At 35.7% G+C, this 24,363-nt stretch carries 15 protein-coding genes; 11 read left to right on the top strand and 4 right to left on the bottom strand.

Features of this window, described 5'->3' with window-relative positions; genetic code table 11:
- Positions 1-38: 38 nt before the first annotated feature.
- Positions 39-596 carry a hypothetical protein gene (locus L1S34_RS07815; protein ID WP_236363539.1) on the bottom strand — a complete coding sequence of 186 codons (558 nt, stop codon included), beginning with the start codon at positions 594-596 and terminating at the stop codon, positions 39-41.
- Between the two features lie 94 nt (positions 597-690).
- On the bottom strand, positions 691-1,614 hold the full coding sequence (locus L1S34_RS07810; protein ID WP_236363538.1) for a ketopantoate reductase family protein: 924 nt from the start codon (positions 1,612-1,614) through the stop codon (positions 691-693).
- Between the two features lie 394 nt (positions 1,615-2,008).
- On the opposite strand from L1S34_RS07810, the gene L1S34_RS07805 reads away from it, so the two are divergent.
- From L1S34_RS07805 to L1S34_RS07755, 11 genes are all read left to right on the top strand, one after another.
- A complete protein-coding gene (locus L1S34_RS07805; protein WP_236363537.1) occupies positions 2,009-2,746 on the top strand; it encodes an outer membrane lipoprotein-sorting protein in 738 nt (245 codons plus the stop codon).
- A gap of 62 nt (positions 2,747-2,808) precedes the next feature.
- Entirely contained in the window at positions 2,809-5,889 is a 3,081-nt protein-coding gene (locus L1S34_RS07800) for a WD40/YVTN/BNR-like repeat-containing protein (protein ID WP_236363536.1), read from the top strand.
- Between the two features lie 137 nt (positions 5,890-6,026).
- Positions 6,027-8,858: an excinuclease ABC subunit UvrA gene (uvrA, locus tag L1S34_RS07795; RefSeq protein ID WP_236363535.1), complete on the top strand. Its 2,832-nt coding sequence runs from the start codon at positions 6,027-6,029 to the stop codon at positions 8,856-8,858.
- Positions 8,859-9,078: 220 nt separating this feature from the next.
- Positions 9,079-9,807: a TIGR00730 family Rossman fold protein gene (locus tag L1S34_RS07790; RefSeq protein WP_166134495.1), complete on the top strand. Its 729-nt coding sequence runs from the start codon at positions 9,079-9,081 to the stop codon at positions 9,805-9,807.
- Positions 9,808-9,924: 117 nt separating this feature from the next.
- On the top strand, positions 9,925-12,750 hold the full coding sequence (locus tag L1S34_RS07785; protein ID WP_370637589.1) for an aminopeptidase: 2,826 nt from the start codon (positions 9,925-9,927) through the stop codon (positions 12,748-12,750).
- Between the two features lie 186 nt (positions 12,751-12,936).
- Positions 12,937-15,345 carry an alpha-ketoacid dehydrogenase subunit alpha/beta gene (locus tag L1S34_RS07780; protein ID WP_236363534.1) on the top strand — a complete coding sequence of 803 codons (2,409 nt, stop codon included), beginning with the start codon at positions 12,937-12,939 and terminating at the stop codon, positions 15,343-15,345.
- Between the two features lie 171 nt (positions 15,346-15,516).
- Positions 15,517-15,810 (top strand): putative quinol monooxygenase, encoded by a 294-nt coding sequence (locus L1S34_RS07775; protein WP_166134499.1) that lies wholly within the window; start codon positions 15,517-15,519, stop codon positions 15,808-15,810.
- A 144-nt stretch (positions 15,811-15,954) separates the two neighbouring features.
- A complete protein-coding gene (locus L1S34_RS07770; protein ID WP_166134501.1) occupies positions 15,955-16,632 on the top strand; it encodes a peptidoglycan DD-metalloendopeptidase family protein in 678 nt (225 codons plus the stop codon).
- 1 nt (position 16,633) lies between these two features.
- Entirely contained in the window at positions 16,634-17,110 is a 477-nt protein-coding gene (locus L1S34_RS07765; RefSeq protein ID WP_166134503.1) for a hypothetical protein, read from the top strand.
- A gap of 683 nt (positions 17,111-17,793) precedes the next feature.
- On the top strand, positions 17,794-21,615 hold the full coding sequence (locus L1S34_RS07760) for a T9SS type A sorting domain-containing protein (protein WP_236363533.1): 3,822 nt from the start codon (positions 17,794-17,796) through the stop codon (positions 21,613-21,615).
- A 29-nt stretch (positions 21,616-21,644) separates the two neighbouring features.
- Positions 21,645-21,860 (top strand): hypothetical protein, encoded by a 216-nt coding sequence (locus L1S34_RS07755; protein ID WP_236363532.1) that lies wholly within the window; start codon positions 21,645-21,647, stop codon positions 21,858-21,860.
- A 77-nt stretch (positions 21,861-21,937) separates the two neighbouring features.
- On the opposite strand, the gene L1S34_RS07750 is transcribed toward L1S34_RS07755, so the two are convergent.
- The gene (locus tag L1S34_RS07750) at positions 21,938-22,975 is read right to left on the bottom strand and encodes a response regulator (RefSeq protein ID WP_236363531.1); all 1,038 of its coding nucleotides are present in this window, start codon (positions 22,973-22,975) and stop codon (positions 21,938-21,940) included.
- Entirely contained in the window at positions 22,972-24,141 is a 1,170-nt protein-coding gene (locus tag L1S34_RS07745; protein ID WP_236363530.1) for a PAS domain-containing sensor histidine kinase, read from the bottom strand. Before L1S34_RS07745 ends, L1S34_RS07750 begins: the two co-directional genes overlap by 4 nt.
- Between the last annotated feature and the right edge of the window lie 222 nt (positions 24,142-24,363).

The following is a 24,363-nucleotide window of genomic DNA, read 5'->3' as shown; positions in this document are numbered from 1 at the left end:
ATAAAAAAAGCGCTCTATGAGCGCTTTTTTTGTTTTCATTACTTACCAATCACCCAACCAAGTGTAAAATTGATAACTGGTATGATATTGGAGTCGGAACCTTGAAAATTGTACCCTATTCCGGCGCTTAGATCGAGGTTAAATTTTTTGTTATAAGTACGTTGAAAACCCCAAGCTGGTGCAAGTGTAAAAGACGATTGTGCTGGAAAAAAGTTTTTATTAGTATTTATCGATTCAAAGTTATAAACTCCCATTAATGCTACAAAACTTCCTGTGTTATGCGCTGTAGTTTTATTATTAGCAGCACGTTTATCAAGATTATAATAATGACGGAACTGCGTGTCTGCGTATGGATAAAAACTCCATGTATTCCCAAACATATTTGAAGTATATCCGTACCCCGAACTTATTTCAGCATACAATGTGTTTTTAGAACTTAAACCATATTCGTACACCAAACCTGGTAAAAGTACATTAATTTTAAATTGACTTTTAGCTACGGAGTTTATATTTTGAGCAAAAGAATTAGGAATTATCAAAGCCATAAAGGCCGCTAAAATAAAAGTTTTTCTTTTTATAAAATTTTTTAATGTCATTGCGAATTCTTTTTTAAGTCAATTTTTTATGAGTAATTCTGGCTATCAAACCTACTAAATTAAAATTCAAAAAATCAGAATTTTACACTATTTCTTATTCTCTAGTTAGTTTGTTTAAAATTATTTGATAGTTCGGAGTTGGAATTCCATATTTCAACCCTTCAGCAACCACATATTCTGTCAGTGATTTCACTTCTGTAGTTTTTCCAGCTAACAAATCTCGATGCATCGATGATGTGTTATTCTGTGGTGTTTTTTCGAGTTTTGTTATGGTTTGAACAACAATATCGTTCGGTAATTTGAGCCCTTTTGCTAAAGCAACATTAGAAATTTCATTTAATAAAGAATTATAAAGTTCTTTGTTACGAGAGTTGTTTAAAATCCCTCCAATATTTTCATTTAAATACGATGTTGCTGAGGCTAGCGCTGAAATGAAAATAAATTTTTCCCACACCGTTTCCTCGATATTTTCAACGAGGTGGCTTTCGATTTTTGCATCTATAAAAATAGATTGTAATCCTTCTAATTTAGAAATTGATTCCGTTGTAGAACCAAAAAACAATTTTTCATAAGCCCCAATTTTCTTAATAACCCCAGGCGCTTCAATCATTGAAACAATATAAACACAAGCTTGCAAAATTGTATTTTCAGGAAATAATGTTTGAATACGTTCCGTTGCATCAACGCCATTGTACAAAGGCAAAATGATAGTTTCTGAATTGATACATTCTTTTATCGATGCTAAACTGTTTTCAATATCGTAGGTTTTTGTAGCGCAAATAAGTACATCTAGAGTTCCAATCTCTGCTGGATTATTAGAGACCAATTTAGGAAAAACAATGCTTTCAGTAGTATCTGTAGTTATTTTTAGACCATTTTGTGCAATGGCGTTTTGAGTTTCACCACGGGCTATAAATATAATTTCAATCGTATCTGAATTTAGATAAGCCTTTGCTAGCAATCCACCAAAATAGCCGCCTACTCCACCAATTCCTAAAATTCCAATTCTTGTTTTCACTTAATAAACTTTTCCTTTGATTATGTTTTTTAAAACTATCAAATATATCTCAAAATTTTCAATAAACTTCTATGATTTTAGAATGCAAGAACTAATCAAAATGATAATATAACTGTTCTAAAAAATTATCCTTGACCAAGGCAAGATTATTAAATTTCAATGGGCACCGACTAAAATTTCATTAATAATAAAACGACTATGAAAGTTCCGAATATCAACTTTGAAACAATAACCGAAACTGAGGCTTTCTCAAATTATCTCAATACACGTGATGCCTATTTATGCTATTCAAAACCAAGTATTCACATAAATAAAGATTTTTGTAACAAAATTAACATAAGGTATACTTACATATCACAAATCATCTAACTAAAAATAACTAAATTAGAACATTATGAAAACATTAAAAATCAGCGTACTAGCACTTTTTCTATGTACAAGCAGTGCTTCATTATTTGCACAATCAGCAGATGAAATTATTTCAAAATACATTACAACCATTGGTGGCGCAGAAAAATTAAAAGCCTTGAAAAGTGTAAAGATGGAAATGGTTACTAACGCTCAAGGAATGGAAATTCCGGTCGAAGTTTTCCAAGAAAAAGGAGGGAAAATGGCTGTAAAACTCAACTTCCAAGGAAAAGAAATTACACAAATGGCGTCAGACGGTGAAACGATGTGGAGCACCAACTTTATGACAATGAAAGCTGAAAAAATGGATGCAGAAACTACCGCAAATGCTAAATTAAGTAATGAAGATTTTCCAGAGCCATTTTTAAACTACAAATCCAAAGGATATACTGCAGAATTTATGGGCAAGGAAACAAAAGAAGGAACAGAATGCTACAAAATAAAATTCACTAAAAAACCAGTCATGGTAAATGGTGTAAAATCTGATGATGTTTCTTATTATTTTTTTGAAACCGAGAACAATTTACCAATCGCAGCTGAAACTGAGATTAAGCAAGGACCTGCAAAAGGACAAAAATCAACTTCTACTATGAGCGATTATCAAGAGGTGGACGGAATCTATTTCCCATTTTCAATTAATCAAGGTGGCCAAGAAATGAAGGTTAAAAAAATTACTTTAAACCCTACTTTAGATTCAAAAATTTACGCTTTTCCAGCTCAATAATATCTATTAAACAACTCGAAGTCCTTATTGCAAAATAAGGACTTTTTTTAACAAACATTTTTATGAAAAAAAGAATTATGTGGGTTGTGTGTATAGGTATACTATCTGCAACAAATGCTTTGGCACAAGATAAAATCGTCCTGAAAGGCAAAGAGCTTTTTGGTGACATTCAAGCCAGACACTTAGGTCCTGCTTTAATGAGTGGTAGAATTACGGATCTTGAAGTGCATCCTACCAATAATAAAATCATTTACACCGGTACAGCTGGCGGCGGTGTCTGGAAAAGTAACGATGGAGGAGCTTCGTTTAATCCAATATTTGATGAACATATTCAATCTATTGGCTGCGTAATTATAGATCCTTCAAAACCAGACCAAAACATTTGGGTTGGTACCGGAGAAACGTGGACTAGAAATAGTGTTTCCATGGGTGATGGAATTTACAAATCGACAGATGGAGGTCAGAACTGGAAAAACATGGGATTGCCTAAATCTGACCGAATTAGTTCTATTGTTGTTGACCCTAAAAATAGTGATATTGTTTGGGTTGGTGTTCTTGGTGCCTTGTGGGGTGATAGTGACGAAAGAGGAATTTACAAAACAACAGATGGCGGAAATACTTGGAACAAAGTTCTTTTTGTGGATAACAAAACAGGTTGTTCAGATTTGATTATAGACCCTAAAAATAGCACCATCATGTATGCCTCTTTTTGGGAATTCAGGAGAACGGGTTGGTCATTCAGTTCAGGTGGAACTAAATCGGCTTTGTACAAATCTGTAGATAGTGGAAAAACTTGGAACAAAATCCACACTGGTTTTCCAGCAGGTCAATTGGGTAGAATAGCTATTGCTGTTGCACCTTCTAACAGCAACATCTTATACTCGGTACTTGAAACAGAAAAACCAGAATTAAATGGTTTGTACCGCTCTGATGATGCTGGTGCCAATTGGAAACATCTGAATAATGATTTTGGTTTAGTGGTAAGACCTTTCTATTTTTCGAGAATCACTGTTGATCCAAAAAATCCTGAAATTGTAGTCAAAGGTGGTTTGAGCGGATCAATTAGTAGAGATGGTGGAAAAACCTTTAAAAACCTTGGAAACATGCACTCAGACATTCATGATATTGTTTTTGATATTAATGATAGTAACAGAATGTATTGTGGTACTGATGGTGGTGTTTATAGAAGTTGGGATGGCGCCAATACTATGGAAATGGTCAGCAACATTCCTGTTTCTCAGTTTTATCACGTAAGTATCGACGACAAAGAACCTTTTAATGTTTATGGAGGTTTGCAAGATAACGGTTCTTGGTATGGCCCTTCAAAAAGTCCGGGCGGAATTGAATCTAGAGACTGGACTAGAATTGGTCAAGGTGATGGTTTCAGAGTAATCAAACATCCAACCAAAAATATCATTTACAGTGAAATGCAAGGTGCCGAAAATGTTTGGCGCTATAATACGGATACGCAAGAATTGATCACCATTCAGCCATTAGCAGTAAAAGGTGATCCAAAATTACGTTTCAACTGGAATGCTCCAATGGAAATAAGTAAAAAACAAGCCGACCGTTTCTACATGGGAAGTCAGTTCGTCCACAAATCAGAGGATATGGGTCGTACATGGACCAAAATTTCACCCGATTTAACTACAAACGATGCTTCAAAATACAACACTGAAAAATCGGGTGGATTGTCTGTTGACAATTCTGGTGCAGAGAAACACTGTACTATTTTTACAATTGCCGAGTCTCCATTAAACGAAAAAGTGATTTGGGCCGGTACTGACGACGGTAATGTACAAGTTACCAAAGATAGCGGAAAAACGTGGACTAATGTGGTTGCTAACATTGCTGGACTTCCAAAAAACACTTGGTGTTATCACATTGAAGCAAGTACTTTTGGAGAAGGAACAGCCTATGCTGTTTTTGAGGGTCATGCAAAAAATGACTATACTCCATATGCCTACAAAACTACCGATTTTGGAAAAACATGGAAATCAATTATTACTCCTGATGTTGATGGTTTTGTGCGTAATATTCAAGAAGATTTCACCAATGAAAACTTATTGTTCTTGGGTACCGAGAAAGGTCTATTCATAACTGTAGATGGTGGCGCAAACTGGTCTCATTTTACCAATAAAATGCCAGCGGTTGCTGTGCACTACATGGAATTAAGTACTAAAACTAATTCGTTGGTTATGGCAACTCATGGTCGTGGGGTTATAATCCTAGATGATATTACACCCTTGCGTCAAATCAGTCAAGACGTTCTTGCTAAAGATGTTCATTTCTTTAATATGAAGCCAGCAGTAATTGAAGAGCAGTCAAGTTTTGGAACTACTGCCACAGAATTGGAGTTTGTGGGTAATAATCCATCGTCAAGTGCTCAAATTATCTATTACTTGAAAAAAAGACATACTTTGGGTAAGATGGATCTTGAAATACAAGACGAACAAGGCAATAAATTGGTGTCGCTACCTGCAGGCAAACAAAAAGGAATCAACGTAGTAACTTGGGACTACAACATGAAAAATCCAAAAATTGCTGCTGGAAAAACAGTTTCTTATGCAGGATTTACTTCGCCACGCGTGCAAGAGGGTAATTATAAAGTAGTAATGACGAAAGGAAAAGAGACTTATACTCACAATTTTAAAGTTATAAATGATCCAAAAAGTAGTATATCTGCTGCTGATAGAGCGAAACAAAAAGAAACAACTCGAGAGTTGTTCAACAAAAACGAGGAACTAGCTTATGCAGTGTATGAAATTGACGAAACTGTAAAATTATTAGATCAATTAATTGCTAAAAATAAAGGTTTTGCTAAAAATGGTACAAAAATAAAAACTGATTTTGAAAATATAAAAGCAAAAATGGTAGTTACTACTGGTGATGGCTACGTAGCTTCAGCAGAACCTCAGTTGAGAGAGAAACTTGGAGAATTATACGCTTCTATTGCTAGCAACTTTACAGCTCCTTCTCCTTCACAATTAGAAAATAAGGAATCGATTATGCAACGCTTTGATAGCGAAATGAAGGAGTTCAAGACCGTTAAAGCTAAAAATGAAGCTAATTATTTAAAACAAGCAAAAGAACAAAACATTCCGTTTGTTTTGAAAACATTTGCAGAGTTTATTGCAGAATAAGAACATTTAAAACAAATTGTATCAAAAACGCTAACTTCGGTTGGCGTTTTTTTTATACCTCATTTTAACACAAACTTCTAAACTGTTGCATCAAAAGAACAATTCAAAATGGTAACTTTGCTTTTTTGCAAAAAATTATGCTAGACAAAGACAATACCATTGAAGTTCAAGGCGCTCGCGTGCACAACTTAAAAAATATAGATGTTTCCATTCCAAGAGAAAAGCTGGTTGTAATTACTGGACTTTCGGGATCTGGCAAATCCTCCTTAGCTTTTGATACCATTTATGCCGAAGGGCAACGCCGTTATGTAGAAACGTTTTCGGCCTATGCGCGTCAGTTTTTGGGTGGATTAGAACGTCCAGATGTTGATAAAATCGACGGGCTTTCGCCTGTGATTGCAATTGAACAAAAAACAACCAGTAAAAGTCCGCGTTCCACGGTAGGAACTATAACTGAAATTTATGATTTCTTGCGTTTACTTTATGCTCGTGGTGCCGATGCTTACAGTTACAACACCGGAGAAAAAATGGTTTCTTACTCTGACGAGCAAATTAAGGACTTGATTATTCAGGATTTTGCAGGAAAACGAATCAATATTTTGGCGCCTGTAATTAGAGCTCGAAAAGGACATTACGCAGAGCTTTTTCAACAAATTGCTAAGCAGGGCTTTTTGAAAGTTCGTGTCAATGCCGACGTACTTGATATTACTCTAGGTATGAAACTCGACCGTTACAAAACACACGACATCGAAATTGTTGTGGATCGAATGGTAATTGAAGACACACCAGATAACACTAAACGTTTGATGGAAAGCATTAATACCGCGATGAATCAAGGTGAAAATGTATTGATGGTTCTCGACCAAGATTCGAATGAAGTGCGCTATTTTAGTCGGAACTTGATGTGTCCTAGCACTGGAATATCTTATCAAAATCCAGAGCCTAATTTGTTTTCTTTCAATTCTCCAAAAGGAGCTTGTGATCATTGCAACGGACTTGGAACTGTGAATGAGGTCAACAGTAAAAAAATTGTTCCAAACCCAAAATTATCTATTAAAGCAGGTGGTTTTGCCCCTTTGGGCGAATACAAAAGCTCTTGGATTTTTAAGCAATTGGAAACCATTGGTGAAAAATTCGGTTTTAAATTGACTGATGCTATTGAAACCATTCCTACTGAAGCAATGGAAATGATTTTGAATGGTGGCAAAGAAAAATTTAGCATCGAATCGAAAACAGCTGGAGTTACCAAAGAATATAAAATTGATTTTGAAGGAATTTCGCATTTCATAAAAAACCAATACGATGAAAGTGGATCGGCGACAATCAAGCGCTGGGCAAAGGAATTTATGGACGAGATAAAATGCCCGGTTTGTGAAGGTTCTCGATTAAAAAAAGAGGCACAATTCTTTAAAATCAACACTAAAAATATCACCGAGTTGTGCGACATGGACATTTCGGATTTGACTGCTTGGTTTAAAGATTTAGACAACCATTTATCTGATAAACAAAAGCGTATTGCCACTGAAGTAATCAAAGAAATTAAGGATCGATTACATTTTTTGATGAATGTCGGTTTGGATTATTTGGCTTTAAGCCGAAGTTCGAAATCACTTTCAGGAGGTGAAGCGCAGCGTATTCGTTTGGCCACACAAATTGGTTCTCAATTGGTTGGTGTATTGTATATTTTGGATGAACCGAGTATTGGTTTGCACCAGCGTGACAATGAAAAACTAATACAATCGCTAGAGCAATTGCGAGATATTGGAAATTCGGTAGTGGTGGTGGAACATGACAAAGACATGATAGAACGCGCTGATTATGTGATTGATATTGGACCTAAAGCCGGGAAATACGGAGGTGAAATCATTAGTAAAGGAACACCTGCCGAAATCTTGAAACACCATACTATTACAGCGATGTATATGAATGGCGAAATGAAAATTGAAGTTCCTAAAAAACGAAGAGAAGGAAACGGAAAATTCCTAAAATTAACCGGAGCAACTGGAAATAATCTAAAAAACGTTTCGATTGAGTTGCCTTTGGGTAAAATGATCTGCGTGACGGGAGTTTCGGGAAGTGGAAAATCGACTTTGATTAACGAGACGCTCTACCCTATTTTGAATGCGTATTATTTTAATGGTGTCAAGAAACCGCAACCGTACAAAAAAATTGAAGGTTTAGAGCATATCGATAAAGTGATTGATATTGATCAAAGTCCGATTGGTAGAACACCTCGAAGCAACCCAGCAACCTACACCGAAGTTTTTACTGAAATCAGAAATCTGTTTACAATGACTTCTGAAAGTATGATTCGGGGCTACAAAGCGGGACGTTTTAGCTTTAATGTAAAAGGCGGACGCTGTGAAACCTGTGAAGGATCAGGTGTTCGAACAATAGAAATGAACTTTTTGCCAGATGTGTATGTGGAATGCGAGACGTGCCAAGGAAAACGTTTTAATAGAGAAACACTAGAAATTAGATACAAAGGAAAATCCATTTCGGATGTATTGAACATGACCATTGATGAGGCCGTTCCATTCTTTGAAATGATTCCGAAGATATATAGAAAAGTTAAAACCTTACAAGATGTTGGTTTAGGCTATATTACACTTGGCCAACAGAGTACCACACTTTCTGGTGGTGAAGCACAACGCATTAAGTTAGCGGGAGAATTGTCTAAAAAAGACACTGGAAATACGTTTTACATCTTAGACGAACCTACAACAGGACTCCATTTTGAGGATATTAGAGTGCTGATGGAAGTGATTAACAAACTGGTTGAAAAAGGAAACACCATCTTAATTATTGAACACAATATGGATGTCATTAAACTGGCTGATTACATTATTGATATTGGTCCAGAAGGCGGAAAAGGCGGCGGTCAGTTGATTGCCAAGGGAACGCCTGAAGAAGTTGCAAAAAGCAAAAAAAGCTATACCGCACAGTTTTTAAAGAAAGAGTTGGTTTAATTCCCATCTTTTGGAGGGGAATATGAGACTAAAAAATTAGAAAAAAACTACAAAAGCAGTATGTTGCAGTTTTAAAAAAAGAATTACTTTAGCAGGCTCGATTTTTAGCCCTGATGGAAGTGGCATCCTTTTTATTTTTTAAAGAAAAAAATAAAAAGATAGAACGGACAGCAGGATAAAGCTCCTGAAAAAAATAGAAAAGATAATTAAAAGACAGAATATGAGATTAGAAGATTTTGATAATGACGAGGATAAAATAATCCAAGATAGTTTAAAGCAAAAAACTTGGAACGAAATTAGAGCAAACGACAGTTGGGCGATTTTTAAAATCATGTCCGAGTTTGTAAATGGGTACGAAAGCATGGGGCGAATAGGTCCATGTGTGTCTATTTTTGGATCGGCGAGAACAAAGCCGGAGGATCCAAATTACTTATTGGCAGAAAAAATTGCTTACAAAATTAGTAAAGCGGGTTACGGCGTAATTACAGGCGGTGGTCCTGGAATTATGGAAGCGGGTAATAAAGGTGCGCATTTAGGCGGTGGAATCTCTGTAGGATTGAATATTGAGTTGCCATTTGAGCAGCATTTTAATCCGTACATTGACACTGATAAAAACTTAAACTTTGATTATTTCTTTGTTCGCAAAGTAATGTTTGTGAAATATTCTCAAGGATTTGTTGTGATGCCAGGAGGTTTTGGAACATTGGATGAACTTTTTGAAGCGATCACATTAATTCAAACCAAAAAGATTGGAAAATTCCCGATTATATTGGTAGGAAGCAGTTTTTGGTCTGGGTTGCTTGACTGGGTAAAAACGGTACTTGTAGAAAAAGAAAAAACAGTGAGTCCTCAAGATTTAAACTTAATTAAGATTGTAGATACCGAAGATGAAGTTGTGGCAGTAATTGATGCCTTTTATAAAAAATACGATTTATCTCCTAATTTTTAACACGATAAAGAAGCTGCTCACAACAGCTTCTTTTTTTTTTGGGTAAAATTTGACTCATAGCAAGCATTTGTATTCCATAATAAGTATATTTATTTTTTAATACAGCCCTACCCGATTTTGAAGAAATTATTTTTTACCACACTTTGCCTCCTAGCTGTTTTGCTTCCCGCTCGAATGTTGGGACAACAGGAATCTAAAATACAGCTGACATGGCTTCCGGAACTCAAAAGTTTTGAAGTTAGTCAACAAATTAGCTTTACGAATGAAACTAAAGACACTTTAAAATCGATTGTTTTAAACGATTGGAATCATGCGTACTCTAGTAAAACTACTCCGTTAGCCAAACGCTTTTCAGATGAATTTTACAGAGGATTTCATTTGGCAAAAGAAGAAGAACGTGGCAGTACTCAAAACCTGAGCATTACCAACGCACAACAATTGCCATTAATTTGGAAGCGACCTGAAAAACATCCTGACTTGATAGAATTTACGCTACTTCAGCCTTTGTTACCGGGAGAAAAAACAATACTTTTATTGCGCTACAACAGTAAAATTCCGCATGATAAGTTCACCAAAATTGGTTACAATGATTCAGGTAGTGTTTATTTAAAAAATACTTTTTTGTTTTTGGCACGCTATGAAAATCATGATTTTGTGCGGTACAGCAATTACAACCTTGATGATGCAACTAATGCCATTACTAACTTAGAAGTTATTATTGCTACGCCTAACAATTGGATAATTACTACCGATTTGAATGTTAATGAAGCAGCAATAGAGCAAAACTCTGTTTATCAAGGAACGGGGAAAAACAGAACTGATTTCTCGCTCAGCCTTCAACCCAAACCTAGCTTTTACAGTTACAATAATTCCTTGCTTAATGTATGGACCGACTTAAAACAAAATAAAGTTAATGACATTCAAAAAGCCATAAGCGTAGACCGAATTGTTCAATTTACGCATTCTTTTTTAGGGAATTATCCGCAGCAAAATATAATGGTTGCGCAGGCCGATTATGATAAGAATCCGTTTTATGGATTGAACCAATTGCCTTCGTTTTTGAGTCCGTTTCCCAATGAATTTTTATTCGAAATAAAATTTTTAAAAACTTATTTGAACAGTTTTTTAAAAAATAGTTTGCATCTTGATCCCAGAAAAGACAATTGGCTTTACGACGGTTTACAAGTATATTTAATGATGCAATACATTGAAAACTATTATCCTGATAGTAAACTGATTGGTAACTTAGCAAAGTTAAAATTGTTGAAACCTTTTAGTCTTGCTGACGTAGAATTTAATGATCAGTATAGTTATTTTTACATGCTTATGGCGCGCAAAAATTTAGATCAAGCGCTTGGAGAACCTAAAAGTTCCTTGATAAAATTTAACGAGCAAATTGCTAACAAGTACAAAGCTGGTTTGAGTTTGAAATATTTGGACTCGTACCTGCAAAACGATGTGTTACGAAGCACAATACTTGAATTTTACCAAAATAATCAAACAAAAAATAGCACCAGAACTGATTTTGAAACCATTTTAAAAAGTAAAACTGCAACTAATTTGGATTGGTTTTTTAACACCATTATCAACTCCAGATCGATTGTTGATTACAAATTTAAAAACGTTTCATCAACCAAAGACAGTATTACATTTTCGGTTAAAAATAAAACAGGAACTCAAGTACCTGTGCCCATTTTTGGTTTAGCAAAAGGGAAAATAGTTTATCAAAAATGGTTCTATATCAAAGCCTGTGACACCACAATGACGATTCCGCGCCAAGCGATAGACAAAATAGTGATTAATTTAAAAAATGAAGTTCCTGAATATAATTTACGAAACAATTGGCATAAACTAAATGGTTTTTTTCCGAATAACAGACCTTTGAAATTTGCCTTTTTTAAAGATTTAGAGGATCCTTATTTCAATCAGATTTTGTTTTTACCTTCAATCTATTATAACTTTTATGACGGATTAACGCCTGGATTACGTTTGCATAACAAGACTATTTTAGACAAGCCGTTTACATTTGACGTCAATCCGTCCTACTCAACTAAGTCACAAAATTTGTCTGGTGCTGCTGCCTTTGTGGTTAATCAAAATATAAGAAATAGTAATTTGTTCAATTTAAAATATGGTCTTAGCGCCAACTACTTTAACTATGCACCAGATGCCAGTTATTTACGCCTCAATACTTCGGTGCAAATGCGCATTCGTGAACCAAATTTTAGAGACAACCGCAAACAATTTATCTTGCTACGTCAAATTAATGTAGATCGCGAAACAAGTGCTTTTGTTAATGATAATTCACCAGCTAATTACTCAGTACTTGATTTACGCTACAGCAACAACAAAACCGAAGTCACCAATCACATTAATTTTACCGCGGTAACCCAATTTTCAGGGAAATTCGGTAAAGCCACCGCGGAAGTTGAATTCAGAAAATTATACGAAAACAACCGCCAATTGAATTTGCGCTTGTATGCAGGACACTTTTTATACAACAAAACCGATTCGGATTATTTTAGTTTCGCGCTAGATCGCCCTACTGATTATTTGTTTGATTACAATTATTTAGGACGATCTGAAAGCAGTGGCTTATTTAGTCAACAATACATTATCGCCGAGGGCGGATTTAAATCTAAATTAAACACGCCATTTGCCAACACTTTTTTAAGTAGTTTAAATGCTAGTGTGAGCATTTGGAATTGGATCGAAGTTTACGGCGATGTGGGTTTTTTAAAGAATCGAAGCCAAAAAGAACGCTTTGTTTTTGATAGCGGCGTAAGATTAAACTTAGTTACAGACTATTTTGAACTCTATTTTCCGGTGTTTTCAAGCAATGGTTGGGAGATATCATCGAATAATTATAACGAAAAAGTACGTTTTATCGTAACATTTTCACCTAAAACATTAATCAATCTTTTTAGCCGAAAATGGTTTTAATCGAAATTAATGAGTGCTTTTTATTGCGTAATTATTATTTTAAAAGCAATAAAATTACATATATAAAAAAAATAAGTTTCATTTTCTTAGAATAAATTGAAAAAATTAAAATCTATTTTCATCAAACTATTATGAAAAGAACTTGCTTTTCAGTAAATTTGTGGCCTAAAGTGATGCTTTTCAATTATGATAAAAGAAAAAACCAATAGTACGTTGACATTTGAAGATTTCAAAATCGAAGTTTTAAAGGACTACACCACCGCTATCATTAGCCGCGAATGCAGTTTATTAGGACGAAAAGAAGTATTGACAGGAAAAGCCAAATTTGGAATTTTTGGCGATGGGAAAGAAGTGCCTCAATTGGCTATGGCCAAAGCATTTCAAAACGGCGATTTTAGATCGGGTTACTATCGCGACCAAACTTTTATGATGGCTATTGGCGAATTAACCATGCAACAATTTTTTGCAGGTTTGTATGGCCATACCGATATTGAGCAAGATCCTATGTCAGCTGGTAGACAAATGGGCGGGCACTTTGCAACGCACAGTTTAAATGCTGATGGTTCTTGGAAAGACTTAACCAAACAAAAAAATTCAAGCTCAGATATATCTCCTACTGCGGGTCAAATGCCACGTTTGTTAGGTTTGGCGCAAGCTTCCAAAATTTATAGAAATGTAAAAGGTATTCCAAACGCTGCTAATTTTTCGAATCAAGGAAATGAAATAGCTTGGGGTACGATTGGGAACGCAAGTACTTCTGAAGGATTATTTTTTGAAACGATCAACGCTGCGGGTGTTTTACAAGTACCTATGGTAATGAGCGTATGGGATGATGAATACGGTATTTCGGTACATGCTAGACATCAGACTACCAAAGAAAACATTTCTGAAATATTAAAAGGATATCAGAAAGAAGAAGATACCAACGGCTATGAAATTCTTCGTGTAAAAGGATGGGATTATGCTGAGTTAATTACGACGTATCAAAAAGCGGCGCAAATTGCTCGTGAAAATCACATTCCAGTATTAATTCACGTAAATGAACTAACACAGCCTCAAGGACACTCTAGTTCAGGATCACACGAGCGTTACAAAAACAGTGATCGTTTAGCTTGGGAAAGAGAATTTGACTGTATCCGTCAGATGAGATTGTGGATGATTGCCATTAATATTGCCTCGCCAGAAGAAATTGACGCCATTGATGCACAAGCTAAAAAAGACGTAATGGAAGCTAAAAAAGCAGCATGGAATGCCTTTTTAGAACCAATCATTGCCGATCAAAAAGCATTAGTTGCACTATTGAATGAAATTGCGGCAACGAGCGAACATAAAGAAGCTATCACTAATTATGCAAATGAGTTAAACGCTATTAAATCTCCTTTGAAGAAAGAGATTTTAGTAACCGCTCGTAAAGTATTGCGTTTAATTGTTGCTGAAAGTGGAAAAGCCGTTTTAGCTACTTGGATTAATGAGTATACTCAAAAAGAGCAAAAGAATTTTAGTAGCAATTTATTTTCAGAAACTGAAAAGAACGTTTTCTCTGCTCAAAAAGTGTTGCCTGTTTACGCAGACGATGCCAAAGAAGATACTGATGGACGTATGATTTTGCGTGATAACTTTGATGCTATTTTTACAAAATATCCAGAAACTCTAATTTTTGGAGAAGATGCTGGAGCCATTGGTGACGTTAACCAAGGTTTAGAAGGAATGCAAGAGAAATACGGTGAGCTACGTGTTGCCGATGTTGGAATTCGCGAAGCAACCATTTTGGGTCAAGGTATTGGAATGGCCTTGCGTGGTTTACGCCCTATAGCCGAAATTCAGTATTTAGATTATTTATTGTACGCTATTCAAATCATGAGTGATGATTTAGCTACCCTTCAATACCGTACAGTTGGTAAACAAAAAGCGCCACTAATTATTCGTACACGCGGTCACCGTCTGGAGGGAATTTGGCATTCAGGTTCACCAATGGGAATGATTATTAATGCAGTTCGTGGTATCCATGTTTTGGTTCCTCGCAACATGACACAAGCTGCTGGTTTTTATAACAGTTTGTTAGAATGTGATGAACCTGCATTGGTTATCGAATGTTTGAACGGCTACCGATTGAAAGAAAAAATGCCTTCAAATTACGGTGAGTTCAAAACTCCAATTGGAGTAATCGAAACTTTAAAAACTGGAAACGACATTACACTTGTTTCTTACGGTTCTACGCTACGATTGGTTCAACAAGCTGCGAAAGAACTCAGTGAAGTAGGTATTGATTGTGAAATTATCGATTTACAATCTTTATTACCTTTTGATATCAATCAAGATATTGTAAAAAGTATTCAAAAAACAAATCGCTTGTTAGTAATTGACGAAGATGTACCTGGCGGAGCTTCAGCTTTTATCTTACAACAAATTATAGAACAACAAGACGCTTACGCTTACTTAGACAGCAAGCCTCAAACACTTACTGCTAAAGCGCACCGTCCAGCTTACGGAACTGACGGTGATTATTTTTCGAAACCATCTGCAGAGGATATTTTTGAAAAAGTTTACGATATGATGCACGAAAGTAATCCTGCACTTTATCCAAGTTTATACTAAGAACAATAAAGTAATACCACAAAGTCCCAATCTGCTTGCTGTAGATTGGGACTTTTTTTTAGATATCATTTGAAGTAAAACTATTTTTTAAAGCCGATGGCTACTTGAACAACAGTTAAATAAATAGGAGTTATCATTTAAAGCCGTAATTTTAATAAAAAAAGAAATCACATGGAAAAATTTGCATTATTAGCAAGATTAGAAGCCAAACCTGGCAAAGAAGAAGAAGTTGCAGCTTTCTTAAAAAGCGCTTTGCCGTTAGTTCTTGATGAACCTGAAACCGTAAATTGGTACGGATGGCAAATTGGCGCTTCTACCTTTGGAATTTTTGATACTTTTGAAACCGAAGAAGGAAGAAAAGCGCATTTAGCGGGAAAAATAGCCGAAGCCCTAATGGCAAATGCTGGAACATTATTAGCACAAGATCCAGTTATCGAATTTGTAGATTTATTAGCTGTAAAATAGAGATAGATTTGATTTTATAAGAGTATATAGCTCAATTAAACTTATAATCTGCAACAATAAAATCTAAATTAAATGTTATAATGCCAACGTAAATTTTTATGTTGGCATTTTTTATTTAAATTTAAACTTTATAAAAAACAAAGCATGAAAACCTTAGAATCCCTATTTCAAGAATTAAATAACATCAAAGTAATTGACGCTTCAATTGATTACCAATATTACACTCCACTAGACTTATCCCCTTCTAATACCGATTTAGAACACATTAAAGATAGTAATTCAACCGATTTTGAAATTTATATCGAAAACCTTTTGCAAAAGCGCAATGCCAAAGTAGCTTATGGTGGTTACAATGAAAAACGCAATTTGTACAAGCGAAGTGAAAAATTCAATGATGAAACTACTGATGAGCGCAACATACACCTTGGTTTGGATTTATGGATAAAAGCGGGAACTTCCGTTTTAGCGCCTTTAGACGGACATATTCATAGTTTCAATTACAACACCGGTTTAGGAGATTATGGCCCTACCATAATTTTAGAGCATCAAATTGAGGAACATAAATTTTATACGCTCTACGGGCATTTATCGTTAGAAAGTATTAGTCATATTGCCATTGGCGATTCAGTTCAACAAGGCAATCAAATTGCTACTTTGGGCGATGCGAGTGTTAATGGTGATTATGCTCCGCACTTACATTTTCAAATTATTAAAGAAATCCCGAATGCATCAGGAGATTATCCAGGAGTATGCAATAGTAAAGATCTTCAGCATTTTTTAGAAAACTGTCCAGATCCAAATCTTTTACTTAAAATTTATTAAGATGAAAAAAATACTTGTATTGTGCGCTATTGTACTCTTTATTGGTTGTAAAACAAAGCAAACAGTAATTGTACCTGAAATTAAGGAAGGTAAAAATGTCAAGCTGCCAACCGCAGCACTAAACGACAATCAAAAAAACAAGTCATATGATTTAGGAAAGCGCGTTTTGATGACGTGTAACACTTCAAAATTCAAACCTTTTACTACTGCAGAAGCTACTGCCTCAGTTATTAAAAATACAACCGAAGCACGATTGACAAAAACCTGCACTCGTTTTAGACAATATTATGGTTCTTTTATTGATTTGCAATTTGTTGAAGCTTACGTTAACAAAGCGGATCAAATTACTATTTACAGATACAAGGCTCAGTATACCAAAAAAGTAGCCAATAAAGAACTACGCGTTAGTATGAATGCAGACAACAAAGTAACAGCCATAAAATCGCTAGATTGGGTAGATTATTTTCCAATTAATTAAAACTAATTTTAAATTAAAAAATTGCTTTAAAGAGAGGTCTATGACCTCTCTTTTTTTTAATGTAACCGCACTATTTATTTGATTTTCATTTTTTTTGGATGCCATTTCTAATCTTATTCCCAGCATCGAATTAAGGTCTTTAGTTCCTTTTTTATACTTTAAATAAAAATGGTAGAATTCATCTAACTACTTCATTAAAACTTATACAGTATTACAACTTATCAAGCGAATATATCTTTTTTGAGTATATACTAGAAAATAACTTTTTGGCTGCTCGCACCTCTATAAAATCGATTAAAAGACATTTTTTATCGATTAAATGCGCTTTTTAATAGATTAAGTAAGAAATAAATGCTTTAAAATTTGGTTAGTAATAAAAGATAAATCATTTTTGTATTGTTTATATGCTACAATAAACAATTCGCTGAATTATAATTCATTAGCAACATTTAATACACTAAATTTACTATTAACAACATTAAACAACAAAAACTATGAAAATTAAAAAACTACTTTATTGTTACATATCGTTTTTGGGCGATAAGTCAATTACAAATCCCAAACGATTAACACCACGGCATTCACTAACCTGAAAAGAGGGTATTCCCTTACTTTCTGCAAAGGAACATTGTCAACCTCGCTTAAGATCCAATTAATAATCATTTATGTAAAAAACAACTAACATGAAATTTTTAAGATATTTATTAATTACTGTTGTACTCTGTAGTACCAATTTTGTGACTGGTCAAGGAATTAATTGGCAAAGTATCAATCAAGGTACTGATTTAAGTTACCAATCTGTAACATATGGTAACGGTCTTTACGTGGCTGTAGCTAATAATGGATTAGGTAAGCGCGTGGCTACTAGTCCTGATGGCGCTACCTGGACAATGCGCAATAGCGCAGCTGATAATGGTTGGACATCGGTAACCTTCGGAAATGGAGTTTTTGTGGCAGTGGCTAATTCTGGAACTGCAGGAAGCCGAGCAATGACCAGCCCTGATGGCATAAACTGGACCTTAAGAAACACAGCTGTCGATAACTCCTGGAATTCGGTTACCTATGGCAATGGACTATTTGTGGCAGTAGCAAGTTCAGGAACAGGTAATAGAGTCATGACCAGTCCTGATGGTATTACTTGGACTTCAAGTAACGCAGCAGTTGATAATAACTGGAGGTCTGTCACTTATGGTAACGGACTATTTGTGGCAGTTGCAACCTCTGGTATTAATAACCGAGTAATGACTAGCCCTGACGGTATTACTTGGACCAGCAGAACATCAGCAGCAGACAATTCATGGCAATCTGTTACCTATGGCAATGGGCTTTTTGTAGCTGTTGCAAATAGTGGTACAAATAACCTAGTAATGACGAGTACGGATGGAATCACTTGGACGTTACAGACACCTGCAACAAATACTGCATGGACTTCAGTTACTTACGGAAATGGTCTATTTGTGGCGGTAGCAAGAAATGGTACAAGCGATGGTGTGATGACCAGCCCTGACGGAATTACTTGGACCTCAAGAACGGCATTAACATTAAATTATTGGCGGTCTATTACTTACAGCAACGGTCGCTTTGTAGCATTTGGAGATATAGGTTTAGGTAATCGCATAATGAGTAGTACCGATGGGATTAACTGGATTGCAATAAACAATGCTTCAGATTTTTCGTGGCGTTCTGTAACTTATGGCAACGGACTGTTTGTAGCGGTGGCTTCAAATGGATCTAATAATCAAGTTATGACCAGCCCTGATGGCATTACTTGGACACCAAGGACAGCAGTAGCAAATAATCCATGGTATTCTGTAACCTATGGAAACGGGCTTTTTGTGGCAGTTGCAACTAGCGGTATAAACCAAGTTATGACAAGCCCCGATGGAATTAATTGGACTGCAAGAGTTGCAGCATCAACTAATTCATGGTTTTCTGTAACCTATGGGAATGGGATGTTTGTAGCAGTTTCAAGCAGTGGCATTAATAATCGCGTTATGACAAGTACCGATGGCATTACATGGACTAGTAGAACCGCTGCTGAAAATAATACATGGTATAATGTAACCTATGGCAATGGGCTTTTTGTAGCAGTGTCAGCTGATGGAACAAATAGGGTCATGACCAGCCCGGATGGTATCACATGGACCTCAAGAACTGCTGCGGTAAATAATCAATGGTTTTCGGTGACTCATGGTAATGGGCTTTTTGTAGCAGTGTCAGTTGATGGTACTAATAGAGTTATGACTAGTCCTGATAGTATTACCTGGACTTCAAGAACTGCAGCAGTAAACAATAACTGGTACGCAGTAACTTATGGTAATGGTCTATTTGTGGCCGTCAGTAATAATGGAACAGGCAATCGAGTTATGACCAGCCCTGATGGTATTACTTGGACCTCGAGAACTTCTGCCGCTGATAATAATTGGCAAGGTATAACCTTTGGTAATGGCAGGTTTGTTGCGGTTTCATCTAATGGTATCAATAACAGAGTCATGGTTTCTGGCTGTGCACAACCTGCTGTACCAACGGCAGCTACTCAATCCTTTTGTAGCAGTGCAAATCCTACTGTAACTAATTTGGTGGCCACGGGCCAAGATATTAAGTGGTACGCAACAGAGACTGGTACAACGGTGTTATCATCAAGCACTACTCTTAGCTCGGGTACTTATTATGCTACGCAAACGGTTGGCAATTGCGAAAGTCCTCGTACAGCAGTTGTAGTAACCGTCGCCAATTGCGCCGCCACTTGGACTGGTGCAGTAAATAACTCGTGGTCTACAGCAGGTAATTGGTCAAACAACCTTGTTCCAGACGGTAGTTTAGATATTGAAATTCCTTCAGGTAATCTTGTTTTAGATGTAGCGTATACCGTACCTGCAACAAAATCAGTAACAGTTTCGGGAACGGGAACTTTAACGATAGCCCCAACTGCAAGTATAACCGTTGAAGGTACATTAGCTTTAAACGATCGTCAAGTTACTTTAAAATCAGATGCGACAGGATCTGCTGTTATAGGTCAAGTAACTGGTTTAGTAACAGGGGCTACCAATGTTACAGTAGAACGCTATATTCCGCAAGGCAAAAGAGCTTTCCGTTTTTTAAGTCCTGGAGTAACAACTACCAACTTTATCAGCAACAACTGGCAATTGGGTACACACATTACAGGTTCTTCAACTGGAGCCAATGGTTTTGATGCCACTGCAACAGGAAGTACATCGCTGTTTACCTATAATAACAATCAAGCCACCGGAAGTGGTTGGAGCGCTGTAACCTCTACCAATGCGACTAATTTGCAAGCTGGACAAGGCTATCGCCTTTTGGTACGTGGAGACCGTAATGTAAACATCAACACCACCTCTGCTCCCACTATGAATGCAGCAGTAACATTGAGCGCAACAGGTACTTTAACTACAGGACCTGTAATTTTTGATAGTGTATCGGCCATTGCTTTAAATGCTACAAGTAATTTGGTAACAAACGGTTATAGCTTAATAGGTAACCCGTATGTAAATACCGTAGATTGGAATGCGTTGACTAAAGTAGGATTAACAGATTCTTATTACGTATGGGATCCTAATATGGGAACTGCTGCACAAAGAGGACGCTATGTGGTGTACAATAGTTTGAGTGGTTCTAGTAATAACGCCTCTAATGTTAACCAATACATCCAGCCTGGTCAAGCCTTTTTTGTACAAAACAGCATATTAGGAATTCCTGGAACACTTACTTTTCAAGAAATTAACAAAGTGGGTGCCGCTAACTTAACTCCTATTTTTAGAACGAAACAAAACCCAATAGCAAAACTGAACTTGAGCGTATACGAAACAAGTGAATTGACAGCAGGTGGATTCCCAATTGATGCAACTGTTGCAGTTTTTGATGCTTCTTTTAACAGTGCAATTGATAATGCTGATGTTACCAAACTAAGCACAGGAACTGAGAATATTTCAATTGCTAATAATAATAAAATGTGGGCTATAGACGCTCGTGGACCTGTTAGAGAGAAAGATGAAGTATTTTTGAATTTACAAGATTTTCAAGCGAATAAAAACTACAGTTTCCGCGCAAAGTTTTCAAATATTGAACCAACTGTAAGTCCGTTTTTGGTAGATACTTTTTTAGGAACTACAACTCCTCTAACAACGATTGCAACTACTGATATTAGTTTTGTTACTACTTCAAATGCAGCTTCATATAAGAGCGATCGTTTTAAAATCACATTCCAAAACAAAACATTGAGTAATGACGATTTTATTGCAGAGCAAGTTGTATTGTATCCAAACCCAGTTACAAATAATCAATTTAGCTTAACACTCCCTGCAATGATGCAAGGCGCGTTGCAAATCCAATTGATCAACGTAACAGGACAATTGGTATACCAACAAGAAACAGAAGCCAAACCTATGCTAAATGTATCGCTTAACAGAGAGCTTCCTCAAGGAGTTTATTTTGTAAAAATTAGCAATCAAGGAATGAACTTAACTAAAAAAATAACTATCAAATAAGGACTCTCTTATTTTAATTAAGACCCATCATGAAACTAAAAAGTCGTTTACATACATTAGCAACTGCGGCATTATTAATATGTCCTGCCTACACCCTACTTGCTCAAGAGGAATTTCCTGAGGATGTACAAGACGTGCCCGCTGCACCCATTGACAACTTGATTGTAATTGCACTAATTCTTGCAGTATGTTTTGCTTTTTATTATATCAAAAAAGCCAAGCAAATCAATCCTAAAATTAATTAATTTAGATTGCTAACATATTTATTTAAACGGCCCAAAATCAAATGATTTTGGGCCGTTTAAGTTTTATAAACTCACAACTAGTTGCGCATTTTAGTGATTTTATCAATATTGATAATTTTTAAAATACTTCCTTTTTTTTCAATTAAACCTTCGTTTTTAAACTCGGTTAAGGTACGACTTACTGTTTCGGTAGCGGTGGCGGTTAGTGCCGCTAGATCGTCTCTACTGATGCGAATGGTAGTATCGTGTTTAAACAAGTCTAAAATAGCTTCTGCAATTCGTTTTCTTACAGATTGATAGGCCAATTGTAGTAAAGAAGAATCTTTAGTAAGTATTTCATTGGATAAAATATTGAGAAACTTTTTGGACACGTCAGGATACAATCGTAGTAATTCATCAAACTGTTGCTTTGAAAAAAAACATAAATGACTCTCCTCTAAAGCCGTTGCAGTATCGTTATACAATTGATTGGACAGTACCGAATTGGCTCCTAAAAAATCATCTGGTCGATAAATAGCGGTTATTAACTCGCGTCCGTCTTCAGTCATTTTTGTGGTTTTTATTTTTCCTGACAGTACTAAATAAATTCCCAATGGACTATCCCCTTCATAATGAACTACTTGATTTTTTTTAAAAATTCTACTTTGACTTTTTGAAATCAATTTACTTAATTCAGCCAAACCACCATTTTTAGAGATACTAAAGGGAGCTTGTTCTAAGGATTGTAAATGCAAATGTTGCTCTTTATGTTTTTTATTCAATCTGATTTCAACAGCATTTAGCAATTCTAAGCGTCCAAAAGGTTTTACCAAATAATCATCGGCTCCCATTTCCATGCCTTTTCGTAAATCTGTTCTTTCAGACTTTGCAGTTATGAAAATAAAAGGAATTGACGAAGTTTTATCATTTTTTGCAAGTAAGTACAAAACTCCATATCCATCTAAATCAGGCATCATGATGTCGCACAAAATTAAATCGGGTATTTCAGCCATAACGATTTCTACGCCTTCGATTCCGTTTTTTGCCAAAATTACCTCATAGTTCGCCAATTCTAATATTTCAACTATACTGTCGCGTATGTCGTTATTGTCTTCTATTACTACTATTTTGCTCATAATTTTGAAAATGTTAGAGTGAATATTGCTCCTTTACCAGTAGCACTAGTGCAACTTACTTGCCCGCGCATTAAGGCGATGTATCGTGCTACAATGTTTAAGCCAAGACCAGTTCCGGGAATAGTTCCTGTATTATGGGCTCTAAAAAAAGGTTCAAACAAATGAGGTTGGTCCTCAATAGGAATTCCAATTCCGTTATCCTTTACTTTTATAATGCAATTTAGGGCGTTAATCTCAGTTGTAAATGCAATACAACTCGTGTCATTAGAATATTTTATCGCGTTTGAAATAAGGTTAATTAAACTGTTTTTTAGTAAGTTTTTATCTAAATTAATTTCTTGGTCTTCGCCAGAATGTGTATATATTATTTTTTGTTTTGACTTGGCTAATAATTGCATTTCTTCAGTTATTTCATTGGCCAATTGTACCAAATCGAAACAAGTTTCTCTGGGTACTACCTTCCCTATTTCCAACTGTTCTATGTAAAGAAAATCGTTTAACACTGTTGTTAAGTTAGTCACGGCATTGACTATTTTACCCACATGTTTCGTAATGTTGGCGTTACCGTAAGCTTCAGCATATTTTTCTATCAACGAGGCTGACAAATGCACGGTACTCAATGGAGTCCTAAATTCGTGCGAGGCCATCGATAAAAATCTGTTTTTTAAGTGACTAAGTGTTTTTTCTTTTTCTAAGGTTTGACGTACTTTTTCGCGCGATCTCTCCAATGCCTTGATTGTTTTATTGAGTGTTTTTGTGCGTTGCGCTACCAACTCTTCAAGATGCGAAGCGTATTCTTTTAAGCGTGCTTCATCTATTTTTTGCTGTGTTAGGTCGTGTATAAAGCCCACAAAAATTTTCTGATCGGCATAAATAACCTCGCTAACACCTAATTTAAATGGAAACAGTGTTCCGTTTTTAGTTTTTCCAATCAATTCTCTTCCAACTCCTATAATGTGAGCCTTACCAGTGTTTTTATATTGTTTCAAATAAAAATCATGTGATTCTTTTTCGGGTAAGGGCATTAGCATAGAAATGTTATTTCCTAGTACCTCAACCTCAGTGTAGCCAAATAACCTACAACCTGTTGGATTAATACATTCAACAATTCCATTTTCATCAATAGTGATGATTCCATCAATGGCGTTATGTATAAGAGCATGCATTAGCGAAGCTTTTTTCATAACTATTGGGTAACCAAAAAGTATCGATTATAAGTAAAGGTACGCCAATTAGTACGTTTATGGTTTAAAAAGTGATGCATGTCACATATAGTAGCGGTGTACATCATGTGTTGTCATTTTTTATTGATTGAATTTACATGTTCTTTATTAATGGATCACATAGCAATACCAAGGTTGATATAATAAACCTCAACATTTAATAAT

This window comes from Flavobacterium sp. K77, from assembly GCF_021608205.1.
Lineage (GTDB): Bacteria > Bacteroidota > Bacteroidia > Flavobacteriales > Flavobacteriaceae > Flavobacterium > Flavobacterium turcicum.
This window is presented reverse-complemented; position numbering and strand designations above follow the sequence as displayed.